General features: G+C 51.9%; 9 protein-coding genes, 1 tRNA gene and 1 rRNA gene. 4 read left to right on the top strand and 7 right to left on the bottom strand.

Annotated elements, in window-relative coordinates; translation table 11 throughout:
* Positions 1-189: ribosomal RNA gene (locus L2731_RS04265) — 16S ribosomal RNA — on the bottom strand; the annotation flags it as partial.
* Between the two features lie 814 nt (positions 190-1,003).
* The gene (pssA, locus tag L2731_RS04260) at positions 1,004-1,840 is read right to left on the bottom strand and encodes a CDP-diacylglycerol--serine O-phosphatidyltransferase (protein WP_249251974.1); all 837 of its coding nucleotides are present in this window, start codon (positions 1,838-1,840) and stop codon (positions 1,004-1,006) included.
* Positions 1,841-1,974: 134 nt separating this feature from the next.
* Between pssA and L2731_RS04255 the strand changes: the two genes are divergently transcribed.
* Complete coding sequence (locus L2731_RS04255) at positions 1,975-2,418, top strand: DUF4124 domain-containing protein (RefSeq protein ID WP_249251973.1); 444 nt, start codon at positions 1,975-1,977, stop codon at positions 2,416-2,418.
* A gap of 79 nt (positions 2,419-2,497) precedes the next feature.
* Here the strand turns inward: L2731_RS04255 and L2731_RS04250 are convergent, their stop codons facing one another.
* The 4 genes from L2731_RS04250 to rluD form a co-directional block, all read right to left on the bottom strand.
* The gene (locus L2731_RS04250; RefSeq protein ID WP_239852019.1) at positions 2,498-2,833 is read right to left on the bottom strand and encodes a hypothetical protein; all 336 of its coding nucleotides are present in this window, start codon (positions 2,831-2,833) and stop codon (positions 2,498-2,500) included.
* 222 nt (positions 2,834-3,055) lie between these two features.
* Positions 3,056-5,629 (bottom strand): ATP-dependent chaperone ClpB, encoded by a 2,574-nt coding sequence (gene clpB, locus L2731_RS04245; protein ID WP_041508723.1) that lies wholly within the window; start codon positions 5,627-5,629, stop codon positions 3,056-3,058.
* 115 nt (positions 5,630-5,744) lie between these two features.
* Entirely contained in the window at positions 5,745-6,464 is a 720-nt protein-coding gene (gene pgeF, locus L2731_RS04240; RefSeq protein WP_249251971.1) for a peptidoglycan editing factor PgeF, read from the bottom strand.
* Positions 6,464-7,435, bottom strand: a complete 972-nt coding sequence (gene rluD, locus L2731_RS04235; RefSeq protein ID WP_249251970.1) for a 23S rRNA pseudouridine(1911/1915/1917) synthase RluD — start codon at positions 7,433-7,435, stop codon at positions 6,464-6,466. The genes pgeF and rluD overlap by 1 nt, the downstream gene beginning before the upstream one ends.
* A gap of 123 nt (positions 7,436-7,558) precedes the next feature.
* Here rluD and L2731_RS04230 point away from each other — a divergent pair, with 123 nt between their 5' ends.
* The 3 genes from L2731_RS04230 to L2731_RS04220 all read left to right on the top strand — a co-directional run bounded on the left by L2731_RS04230 (position 7,559) and on the right by L2731_RS04220 (position 10,487).
* On the top strand, positions 7,559-8,317 hold the full coding sequence (locus tag L2731_RS04230) for an outer membrane protein assembly factor BamD (RefSeq protein ID WP_249251969.1): 759 nt from the start codon (positions 7,559-7,561) through the stop codon (positions 8,315-8,317).
* A 314-nt stretch (positions 8,318-8,631) separates the two neighbouring features.
* A tRNA-Phe gene (locus L2731_RS04225) sits at positions 8,632-8,707 on the top strand.
* A 154-nt stretch (positions 8,708-8,861) separates the two neighbouring features.
* The gene (locus L2731_RS04220) at positions 8,862-10,487 is read left to right on the top strand and encodes a methyl-accepting chemotaxis protein (RefSeq protein ID WP_249251968.1); all 1,626 of its coding nucleotides are present in this window, start codon (positions 8,862-8,864) and stop codon (positions 10,485-10,487) included.
* A gap of 1 nt (position 10,488) precedes the next feature.
* Here the strand turns inward: L2731_RS04220 and L2731_RS04215 are convergent, their stop codons facing one another.
* Positions 10,489-12,069, bottom strand: coding sequence for a sensor domain-containing diguanylate cyclase (locus L2731_RS04215; RefSeq protein ID WP_249251967.1), 1,581 nt, complete (start codon positions 12,067-12,069; stop codon positions 10,489-10,491).
* Positions 12,070-12,187: the final 118 nt, after the last annotated feature.

Below are 12,187 nucleotides of genomic sequence, written 5' to 3'. Positions count from 1 at the left end.
AGGGCGTATGCGGTATTAGCAGTCGTTTCCAACTGTTATCCCCCTCGACTGGGCAGTTCCCTAGGCATTACTCACCCGTCCGCCGCTCGTCATCTTCAAAAGCAAGCTTTTGAAATGTTACCGCTCGACTTGCATGTGTTAGGCCTGCCGCCAGCGTTCAATCTGAGCCATGATCAAACTCTTCAATTAAAAGTTTTTGTGGACCTAAGTCCGACTCAATGAATTCTGATTCATCACTTAGACTCGGAAGAATCTAAGGATGTTTGTACATATTGCTATGGACTCTCACTATCTCTAGTAAAGAATTGCATTGAGATTTAAATCGTTTTCGATTAACTCAATACCTGTGAGTGTCCACACAGATTTCTTGTTTTATCTTGTTAAAGAACGTTCGCCTCATACTGGAGTCCAGCGGGCTAGGGCTGCGTATTCTACGCTTCTCCCTGTCGGCGTCAAGCGCTTTTTTCAAAAGATTTTTAAGCGGTTAATTACTGTGCTCTAGCGCTGTAACTACCGGCTTAAAAACTCGAACCGCTTATCACCTTGACTCGACATTCGTTACCTACTCACTTGGTAAGTAGCGCCGTTTGCCGTGTCAGTGGGAGCGCATTATAGGGAGCCAAATCTTTTGCGCAAGGGCTTTTTTAACGAAAAATATCGATCGAACAAAAAACACGCAAAACGTGATGATTCCAGCGAAAAGCCACACACAAGGTCAACATGCGAGTAACGACACCACCACAAACTGTCGATTGGGTGACTCGCTTGTTTGAAACCGGAAAATAAGTTTGGCACAAAAATTTCGACTCTGCCAAAAATCTGAGCAGCCTAATTGCAAGGCCGCCCAGCTGGCTTATTTAGCCCTTATAGCATCAGTGCTTTGCCGCCTTGCCTCACTGTCGGCTTATATCTGTGTCGTCTTATCTCAGTGCCACCTTATGTCTGCGTCGCCTTATCTTGTCGCCTATATAATAGATATAGACTTAGAATATAAACTTAAGTGCTACAGCTTCTTATCGGCATCTGAATCATCTTGCTCAGTTGGTTTGGATTCATCTGTCTCTTGAGCAATATCGGTACCGGTTTCGTTCTCATCCCCCACCACATGACTCACCTTTAATTTCTTTACCGTGCGTATGGTGTATATAGGGCCAGAGAGTGCGTAGAGACTAAAGACGATAAACAAGATGGTAGCTGGTTGCACCGAAACCACCACAAACAGGCCCACCAGTGCCAGAATGACCATAAAGTTAACCCGGCCGCGCCAGTCATAGTCTTTAAAGGAGTAGTAACGGAAGTTACTCACCATCAAGAGACCGGCACAAGCTGTCATTAGCAGCGCCAATATACTTACCTGTTGGCCCTCAATCTCATAATAGGTACCCGTCCAGATAGCACCAGCGATGATGGCCGCGGCGGCTGGACTCGCCAACCCCTGAAAGTAGCGCTTATCGGCGACGCCAACCTGGGTATTGAAACGCGCCAGTCGTAATGCGGCGCCGGCACAATAGATAAATGCGGCCAACCAACCGACCTTGCCCAGATCGGCCAAGGCCCAGTTATAGGCGATCAACGCAGGGGCGACTCCGAAAGAGACCATATCGGCCATGCTGTCATATTCGGCGCCAAATGCACTCTGGGTATTAGTCATCCTTGCGACCCGTCCGTCGACACCGTCGAAGATCATGGCGACAAAGATGGCGATCGCCGCCGCTTCAAAGTGGCCATTCATGGAGGCAATCACCGCATAGAAGCCGGAAAACAATCCCGCAGTGGTGAACAGATTAGGTAAAAGGTAGATACCGCGGTTCTTAACCGTCTCTTTGTTTAAATTTTGCATATAATAAGGAGCAAGGTTATCTTGATAAAATAGAAAGATAACACAGATTTAAGCTCACTTTTTATACGGACCTCTAATTGTTGGCAGATGAGGCATCTCTTGCACTCTCTCCCGGCCTAAATATGGACACTATGATGACCGGAAAATTTTATCTTAGCGCACTACTTAGCCTATTCCTATGCGCCCCCGCGCTTGCTACGACCATCTATAAGTGGGTAGATGAAAACGGAGTCACCCACTACAGCCAGGAAAAGCCTCCCGAGGCTAAGACAGAAAAACTCTATAGCGAAGATATCGAACAGAAAAAAGTCGGCTTTACCGCCCCTAAGGTCACTGAAAAACAGGGAGAGCCAAAAAGCGAAGCCGCGTTAGCCGCCGAAGCGATCAACGAGAAAGATAAGGCCCAAGCCAAGGCCATCTGCGAAAATGCCAAGCATCAGTTGAGCGTGCTCGAGACCTATACTCGCCTAACACGTAAGAATGAAGAAAGTGGTGAAATGGTGCGCATGACTGAGGAAGACAGGCAATCAGAGATCGCCGCGCAGAAACAACGTATCAAACTCTTCTGCGTCAAATAGACATATGTATAGAAGTAGAAGCGACAACCCGACGTGCCGAGGTTGTCGCTTGATGTTTCTTATAGACCCTGTTCGACTTCTACTTACTAGCGCCTTTCGAACTGCTACCTTTCACCATATACATAGAGCGACTCACGCCATCCTGGCAGGCCTGGATGCCCGCATTCCAGCCCTTATCAAATTCACTCAAGCCATCCAACACCTTATCCTTCATCCCTTCTAAGGTATCGGCGCCTGGATTTTGTTTCAGGTAACCGGCGCTTCGACAGCCAGTGTTGTAACCATAGTGATAGAGGCTGTCATAGTCGACGCTGCCGACGCCGACAAAGGCCGGGCCACTGCTTTGCATTGGTGCCGAGCTACATGCTGTCACCAATACGGCCAGAGATGCTATAACTGCTAACCTTGCTTTCATCCAATACTCCTTCACTGTATAAAAACTCAAATTAGGAAGAGATACCGCCCTTTGCAAACTAGTTCAAATAATAGACAAGTGCAATCTGATGCCCCTGATAAAAAAAGCCCAAACCTAGGTTTGGGCTTTTTACAGGACTGAGTAATTGGACTAAGCAATCGAACTAAGCTATCGAACTAAGTCACGGGACTAAATTACAAAGCTAAGTTACTAGAGCGAGCCTTATTGATGAAAGGCGAGCTCGCCCCCCGCGGCATCGACCTTGATTGGCGCGCCAGGTAACAGCTCGCCGCTCAAGAGTTTCTGCGCCAGTGGGTTTTCGACCTCTTGCTGCAGGGCACGCTTCAGCGGCCTTGCACCATAGACAGGGTCGAATCCAGCCTGAGCGATCAAGGCTAAGGCATCGTCACTCACCTCAAGCTCAAAGTCTTTCTCCGCCAGGCGCGCCTTCAGATTGTCTATCTGGATCTGCGCAATATGAGCGATATGCTCTGACTCCAATGGATGGAAGACCACGCTTTCATCGATACGGTTGAGGAACTCGGGTCTGAAGCTGTGTGTTACCACATTCATCACCTCACTCTTCATCTCGGCATAACTGGCAATACCGAAACGTTCTTGAATCACATCTGAGCCCAGGTTCGAGGTCATGATCACCACTGTATTACGGAAATCCACCGTACGCCCCTGACCATCGGTCAGGCGACCATCGTCCAGCACCTGCAGCAGGATGTTGAACACGTCGGGATGAGCCTTTTCCACCTCATCGAGCAAGATCACCGAATAAGGCTTACGTCTCACCGCTTCGGTGAGATAGCCCCCCTCTTCATAGCCCACATACCCTGGAGGCGCACCAACTAGGCGTGACACCGAATGCTTCTCCATAAACTCGGACATATCGATACGCACCATGGCCGATTCGGTATCGAACAGAAACTTCGCCAATGACTTACACAGCTCAGTCTTACCCACACCGGTAGGACCGAGGAAAAGGAAGGAGCCGATAGGACGATTAGGATCCGCAAGGCCGGCGCGGCTGCGACGAATGGCATTGGCCACCGCATCCACGGCCTCGTTTTGTCCAATCACCCGAGTATGCAGTGCTTCTTCCATATGTAGCAGCTTCTCTTTTTCCCCTTCGAGCATCTTAGACACAGGGATACCGGTCGCCTTAGACAGGACTTCGGCAATCTCCACGTCAGAGACCTTGTTACGCAACAGCGTCATATCCTGCATCTCGGCCTGCGCCGCCAGATCCAGTTGTTTCTCGAGCTCGGGAATACGACCATATTGCAGCTCAGACATACGGGTCAGATCCCCTGCACGCCTTGCCACCTCGAGATCCATACGGGCCTGCTCGAGATCCGCCTTGATATGTTGAGTGCCTGCCAGTGCAGCCTTCTCGGTATGCCAGACCTCGTTGAGCTCGGCGGCCTTGGCCTCGACCTCGGCAAGTTCACTGCGCAAGGTGCTAAGGCGACGCTGACTGGCCTCGTCACTCTCTTTGATCAGGGCCTGCTCCTCCAGCTTAAGCTGTATGGTGCGGCGCTCTAACCTGTCCAGTGGCTCGGGCTTAGAATCTATCTGCATACGGATACTTGAGGCCGCCTCATCGATGAGGTCGATCGCCTTATCGGGCAGTTTCCTGTCAGAAATATAGCGGTGAGACATGCTGGCCGCGGCCACGATGGCCGGATCGGTGATCTCCACATGGTGATGCAGCTCATAGCGCTCTTTCAGACCACGCAAAATCGCGATGGTGTCTTCGACGCTTGGCTCATCAACCAGCACCTTCTGAAAACGACGCTCGAGCGCGGCATCTTTCTCAATATATTGACGATATTCATCTAAGGTGGTGGCACCGACACAGTGCAGGTCACCTCTGGCCAATGCTGGCTTAAGCATGTTACCCGCATCCATGGCGCCATCACTCTTACCTGCGCCGACCATGGTATGTAGCTCATCGATGAAGAGGATCACCTGGCCCTCTTCCTGCGCCAGCTCATTGAGCACCGCCTTGAGACGCTCCTCGAATTCACCACGATACTTAGCACCGGCCACCAGCGCACCTAAGTCGAGTGACAACACCCGCTTATTCTTGATCCCCTCAGGCACCTCGCCATTGATGATGCGTTGGGCCAGGCCCTCGACGATGGCCGTCTTACCCACGCCAGGCTCACCGATGAGTACAGGGTTGTTCTTGCTGCGGCGTTGCAGCACCTGAATCGTACGTCGGATCTCATCATCACGGCCGATCACGGGATCCAGCTTGCCCTGCTCGGCGCGCTCGGTCAGATCCACGGTAAACTTCTTCAGCGCTTGGCGCTGATCTTCGGCGTTAGGGTCGTCGATATTCTTGCCAAGACGCACCTCTTCGATGGTCTTCTCAAGCAGCTCCTTGGTGGCGCCCGATTTCTTCAGGCATTGCGCCAACGCGTCGCTGCCCTCGAGGGCAGCCAACACGAAGAGTTCGCTGGAGATATACTTGTCTTTGCGCTTTTGCGCCAACTTGTCACACAGATTCAACAGGCGAATCAGCGCCTGCGACAGCTGAACGTCACCGCCTGTGCCCTCAATTTGAGGTAAACGTTCTAGCTCCTGACTCAGGGCAGAACGCAAGGTGCTAACCGAGATCCCGGCCTGGGTCAGCAATGGATGGATAGAACCACCATCTTGGTTAAGCAACGCCATCATCAGATGAATCGGCTCGATAAACTGATGGTCACGCCCCAACGCTAATGACTGAGCATCGGAGATTGCTATCTGGAATTTGTTCGTCATACGATCGAGTCGCATACAGCCTCCTAAAAAATTAACGAATGAAGGAAACCTTCAGTGCTTTGTTACCAGTATAGATGGGGGCTTTTTAGGAGGATTCAAGCAATAAGAGAAAAATTGCTGCTTTTTCGTACTAAGCTTCCAGCCAGATAAAAGAGGCCATACGGCCGGTTTTCGCCTCGCGGCGATAGGAGAAATAGTCGGCACTCAAGCTATAGGTGCAGTGGGGTAATTGATAGACGCCGCCAACACCGAGACGCTCAGCACGGTAGCGGGCTATCCCTTGCAGATCGGCTAAAAACTTATCGGCACTCGGCTTAAAAAAGTCTGTGGTTTCAGCATGCTGAGCGATGAACTGCGCCCTAACCTCACCGCCGACCTCGAAGGCATCAGGGCCTATACAGGGGCCAAGATAGATAAGTAACTCTTCGGCGGACGCATCAAACTCGGCGATAGCCGCCTCGACGATGCCATTACAAAGACCGCGCCAACCGGCATGCACCGCCGCCACCTGAGTCGCCGCGCGATCGCAAATCAGCACAGGCAGGCAGTCGGCAGTCATCACCACACACACATGCTCGCCACTGCGGCAGAAACTGCCATCGGCAACACGGTTTGTGTCCTGGTCCAGATTCACCAGCTCGATGCCATGGATCTGCTGCAGCCAGGCAGGCTCGGCTGACATGCCCAGAGCCTTTGCCACAAGCAAACGGTTTTGACGCACAAACTCGGGGGCGTCGCCCACATGGTCGCCAAGATTGAGACTATCGAAGGGTGACAGGCTCACGCCCCCCTGACGCTGGCTAAAAGCCAGCTTCACGCCAGGTGGGATGAACCAGTCTTGAGGCAGCATTAATATTCCGCCGGATGAGCCTTGGTGTCATCACGCAGGGCGCGCGTTAAGGCCACCATATCTTCAGGAATTGGCGCCTGCCAGCTCATGATCTCACAGGTGAAGGGGTGTGCCAGCTCGAGGCGTACCGCATGCAGCGCCTGACGCTTAAAGCCGTTTAGCGCCTCCATCAGCTCAGGTGTCGCCTTCTTAGGTGGACGAGGACGACCGCCATAGACAGGATCCCCGACTAAAATATGGCCTATGTGTGCCATGTGCACCCTAATCTGGTGGGTACGACCGGTTTCCAGACGCAGGCGAAGACGGGTATGGGCACGGAACTTCTCCGCCACACGGTAGTGGGTCACCGAGGGGCGACCGCCGTGGTGCACCGCCATATGAGTACGCTTGGTCGGATGGCGCGCAATCGGCTCATCGACCACACCACCGGCCGTCATGGTGCCACTCACGATCGCCTCATATTCACGGGTGATCTCGCGTGCCTGCAATGCCGCAACCAGATGGGTCTGCGCCTCGACCGTCTTAGCCACTACCATCAAGCCTGTAGTGTCCTTATCGAGACGATGTACGATACCGGCCCTTGGCACCAGCTCAATTTCAGGGCAGTGATGCAAGAGCGCGTTCATCAGGGTGCCATCGCTGTTGCCTGCGCCGGGGTGAACCACCAGGCCAGCCTGCTTGTTGATCACGATAATATGGTCATCTTCGTAGACGATATCCAGATCGATCGCCTGTGCCTCGGCCTTGATCTCCTCTTTGAGAGTCGCTTCGATCTCAATTTCCTGGCCTTCGAGCACCTTTTCTCTCGGCTTAGTCTGCACCATACCATCGACGTAGACGGCACCAGCCTGTATCCACTCTTTAATACGTGTACGGGAGTAATCAGGGAACAACTCGGCCAGAGTTTGGTCTAATCTCTGCCCGGTTTGTGTTGCTGTGATCTCGCTTTTTAGATTAATCTCTTGTGTCATAGGAACCGTACCCGCGTTTTGGGGTCCAAATTAAAGTGCTATCTGTTACAATCGTATTGTTTCTATTTTATCGTGAAATGGAAAAATTCTTAAACAACAACTTACAAAGAATCGAATTCAAGTATGCATAATTTTGCTAAAGGCGCAGCTATCGCCTTGTTGTCATTGACCTTAGCGGCGTGTAGTAGTAAACCAGAAGATGATATCGAACTGAGTAAATCTTCCCCCGAAGTCCTCTATTCTCAAGCCAGAACCTCGATGGAGCTGGGCAACTATAGTAAAGCGGTGCGCTCTTTGGAAGCACTAGACTCTCGCTATCCCTTCGGACCACACAAGACTCAGGTACAATTAGACCTGATCTACGCATACTACAAACTGGATGATTCAGCGTCGGGCATCGCCAATATCGATCGCTTCATTCGCCTTAACCCCACACATAAAGATATCGACTATGTCTACTATATGCGTGGTCTGGTGAACATGCAGTCGGACAACTATATGTTCCACGACATGCTCAACATCGACAGAACCGACCGAGATCCCAAGGCTGCGCAAGACGCCTTTAAAGACTTCGATCGTCTGATCAAGCAGTATCCTAACAGCAAATATGCCGCCGATGCGCAGAAACGCATGCAGTTCTTAAAGAACCGTCTGGCCAAGTACGCCATTACCGTCGCGGAATACTACATCAAGATGAATGCCTGGAGCGCCGCCGCCGTGCGCGCCCAGACAGTGCTGGAAACCTACCCGGGAACACCATCTACCGAGCGCGCCCTAGAGATCATGGCGACCGCCTACGAGAAACTCGGCCAGCAGAAACTCAAAGATCACGTACTCATGGTGATGCAGAGCAACTTCCCCAACAACGACATGCTCAAGTAAGCCAGCCTGTACATACAGAGTAGTCAATGATTTAAGAGGCCCCGCACGCGGGGCCTTTTTTATATCCGCCTCTATGACCCACACGCAGCTTTAGTCGCTTATTGGTCGACATTACCAGCCTAACTTACTCGGTAGTCATCAAATAGAGGGCTCGGCCCGCCGCCCTGTTTCAACCTCGACAGATCCCCTGAATCTCGACATTTGATCTAAAAATCGACGTTTCGGGCAAAAGTTATCCAAACAAGCGAGATAAACAAAGTTTTTGCAAAAATGTGTTGACTCAAATGCGCAAAAGCCTTTTAATGCACCCCGTCGCCCGAATAGCTCAGTCGGTAGAGCAGAGGATTGAAAATCCTCGTGTCCCTGGTTCGATTCCGGGTTCGGGCACCATATTCTAGGGTGCCTAGCGCACCACACAAAAAAGCCTCGCACTGCGAGGCTTTTTTGTTTCTATTCATCTTACCCATTTCAATCTTTTGCTATACCTATAGATACGACATAAGTTTTAGCTTTCTGCTATTTACTCCTTTTTTTGGGTGTCTATATGAACAATATTCAAATCAAGCACAAGATGGCTTTCGGTATCTTACTCCCCCTCTCGCTCCTCATCTGTATCTGCATCTTAGCAATCAATATGATGAATAATATCGAGAAAGGTGTCGTCACCATCTATAACGATAGAGTCGTTCCACTGGAAGATCTCAAGGTGATCGCCGATGATTACGCGGTATCTGTCATCGACGCCATCAACAAGGCTAATGCCGGTGATTTCAGCGCCGAACAGGCAAACCAGGCCCTGCAGGAAGCAAGTAACAACATAGACAAAAAGTGGCGCCAATACATCGCCACCCAGCTCACCAAGGATGAACAACGACTGGTCGATGAAGCCGAACGCCTATTTGTCCCGGCCAACCAAAGAATCGCCCACCTGGAGCAGCTGCTCAACGGTAAGTCTGGCAATATTGCCGGCCAACTGCGAGATGAGATTATCCCCCTCTACCGGGTGATCGATCCCATCAGTGGCACCATCGCCGAGTTAATCAGCCTGCAACTCAAGGTCGCCGGCGAGGAAAAGGACAGGGTCGCCGAGATCTACCAATCTTCCCTCACCCTCTTCTTGCTCATCACCCTGGTCGCCGCCGTTGCCAGCATAGTGCTAGGTATCTGGATCAACCGTAGCGTGATGAAACCAATCAACCACATACGCACCCAGCTACTGACCATACAGCAAGACTCAGATCTCACTGTCACCTTCGAGCAACTGAATAAAGACGAGCTGGGGCTGATCTCCACCGGGCTCAATGATGTCTTTCGCCACCTGCGAGGCATCCTCAAGGGGGTAGCCGAGGCAGCCAACAGCGTCAGTGACTCGGCGTTAGCCCTCAACGAGTTCACTCAAATCTCCAATGCCCGCATTCAACAGCAGCAGGCGGAGACAGAGCAGACCGCCACAGCCATGAATGAGATGACGGCAACGGTTAACGAGGTGGCGCAAAGCACCACAGCCGCCGCCGACTCAGCCAGAAATGCCGACAGATTCGCCGCCAACGGCAATGATATCGTCCAGCTGTCGATTAGCAGCATGCAGGCGCTGTCGATGCAGATCCAGAGCAGCTCAGAGGTGATCACCCACCTGTCCCACGAAAGCCAACATATCGGCAGCGTACTGAGCGTCATCAAGGGGATTGCCGAGCAGACCAACCTGCTGGCGCTCAACGCCGCCATCGAGGCCGCCAGGGCCGGTGAGCAGGGGCGCGGATTTGCCGTGGTCGCCGACGAGGTTCGCTCCCTCGCCCAGCGCACCCAGGAGGCGACCCAGGAGATCGAGACCATGATAGAGACGCTTCAGAGTGGGGTGAACGAGGCGGTCACCGCCATGGATGTGGGCATTAAACAGGTGGATGATGCCAATCAGCAAACCAACAAGGCCGGCGAAGCGCTGCAAGAGATCGTAGCCTCGGTCGATAACATCACAGAGATGAACACCCATATCGCCACGGCAGCGGAAGAGCAGAGCAGTGTCGCCGAGAGCATTAACCGCAGTATCATCGCCATCAGTGACATAGCCAGTCAATCCACAGAATCGGCCCTAGAGCTGGGTCACTCCATCGCTCAGCTTACCTCACTCGCCGACTCGATGCGCCAGCAAGTGATCACCTTCAAGCTCTGACTCACCCCACCACAAACAGCGGACTAACCTTACGATGCAATATCTGTAGGTTATTCCGCCCACTCTCTTTTGCCTTATAGAGCTGCTCATCGGCGAGCCTGATCATCTGCTGCCAATCGTCATTGGCAAACTCGGGATGATAACCGTCGTAGAGTACGGCGCCCATGCTGACGGTAATGATCTCGAAGGGTGAAGCCTGGTGATAGATGTTGAGATCGCGCACTTTCTGTAACATCCGCTTTGCCAACAGCTCCATCTGAGCCATGTTATCGCCGTGGATCACTACACAAAACTCTTCGCCGCCATAACGGGTGACTAGCTCGCCCCGGCGACGACACTCGAGCATCAGCGCCTGCGCCACCTTGATAAGCGCCTGATCGCCACTCTGATGCCCAACCGTATCGTTATAAGGCTTAAAGAAATCGATATCCAACATGATGAAACCTATCGCCCCTTTACCCTCACGCCACTGCTTATGAGCTCGCTCGGCAAAGACTTCTAAGCTGCGACGGTTGGCGATACCGGTGAGAGGATCGTTAAAAGAAAGGGATTCCAGATAATTCTGATGGCGCTGTAGCTTCTCCACCACCAGGTTGAAGGATTCGGTCAGATTGGCCACCTCGGTGATTGCCCAAGCCGTCGGCATGGTCAAGAGCACGCCGCGATGGGCCATCTTATCCAGCACGGCGTTGGCGATTCGAAGCGGCCTGACCACCAGCGCCGAGAAGGGGATGATAGCTATGTAGGACATCACCAAGACACTTAAGAACATCAAGATCGACTCTACGGTAAAGATAGAGGGAAGCAGGCTTCTGTCGTGATTCACGGTGATCTTGAGCGACGGCACACTGAGTGCATCATGCAGATACCAAGAATGCTCCGCTGAGATCTCATCCACCTTAGGTGTTTCTCTAAAACCCAGCGAGGTCTCACCGGAAAGCTCAGGTTTAGCCAGCACCTCCAGCTCAAACTTAATCAGGCTAAACTGCTCTATCTCCTCATGAATCGTCTGACTCACGTTACGCACGGTCAGCAGGCTACCCGCAACCCGGCCCTCACCACTACTTGGCATGACGGTGACATTACTAAAGTAGACCACTTTGTCATTCATGCGCAGCAGGCCGCTGCGCACCGATGGACGATTGCCATCCATCTCGGCCTTCGAAGGAAGTATCTTGCCGACAAATTGCCCCTTGGAGAGGGGAAGATTCTGAGAAACAAACTCGGCACCACTGTTATATTGCCATACCAGCTGATTCTGGCGGTTAAACACATAGAATCCATCTACGTTGGCCGCCTCGAAGGCATTATCGAACAGATTTTTAGTCACGAACTCAGGCGACACATTATCGACAAAGGTCACCATGTCATCCCAGATGGCATAGTCGTAACATAGGGTATCGAGGTTTTTCTGGGCATAGGCGATCCCTTGCTGAACCGCCTGAAGATCTCTGTCTTGCCTCGAGACCACTTGCTCTTCGATTCTTGGCAGGTAGATAAGGTAATAGATACAGCTTGCGGTCAGAAACGACAACAACAGGAGCCCTAGGGCTAAAATATTCAGGAAGTGATTTAATCGCATCGACCACGCTCTTTATGTCCTGCACTCTAGATTAGCTTAGTCGACCCGGCGACAGAATTTGAGTATAAACCCTGCATTTCACAAATAAATTTCAAAAAAAAGGGAGGCTAAGCCTCCC

The sequence above is a fragment of the Shewanella aquimarina genome (assembly GCF_023349185.1).
Taxonomy (GTDB): domain Bacteria; phylum Pseudomonadota; class Gammaproteobacteria; order Enterobacterales; family Shewanellaceae; genus Shewanella; species Shewanella aquimarina.
This window is presented reverse-complemented; position numbering and strand designations above follow the sequence as displayed.

Bases quoted from the DNA above. Each gene is read 5' to 3' on its own strand.
- L2731_RS04220 (WP_249251968.1), top strand. From the start codon at position 8,862: ATGAACAATATTCAAATCAAGCACAAGATGGCTTTCGGTATCTTACTC.
- rluD (WP_249251970.1), bottom strand. From the start codon at position 7,435: ATGACACAAGAGATTAATCTAAAAAGCGAGATCACAGCAACACAAACC.
- pgeF (WP_249251971.1), bottom strand. From the start codon at position 6,464: ATGCTGCCTCAAGACTGGTTCATCCCACCTGGCGTGAAGCTGGCTTTT.
- L2731_RS04255 (WP_249251973.1), top strand. From the start codon at position 1,975: ATGACCGGAAAATTTTATCTTAGCGCACTACTTAGCCTATTCCTATGC.
- pssA (WP_249251974.1), bottom strand. From the start codon at position 1,840: ATGCAAAATTTAAACAAAGAGACGGTTAAGAACCGCGGTATCTACCTT.
- L2731_RS04230 (WP_249251969.1), top strand. From the start codon at position 7,559: ATGCATAATTTTGCTAAAGGCGCAGCTATCGCCTTGTTGTCATTGACC.
- L2731_RS04215 (WP_249251967.1), bottom strand. From the start codon at position 12,069: ATGCGATTAAATCACTTCCTGAATATTTTAGCCCTAGGGCTCCTGTTG.
- L2731_RS04250 (WP_239852019.1), bottom strand. From the start codon at position 2,833: ATGAAAGCAAGGTTAGCAGTTATAGCATCTCTGGCCGTATTGGTGACA.
- clpB (WP_041508723.1), bottom strand. From the start codon at position 5,629: ATGCGACTCGATCGTATGACGAACAAATTCCAGATAGCAATCTCCGAT.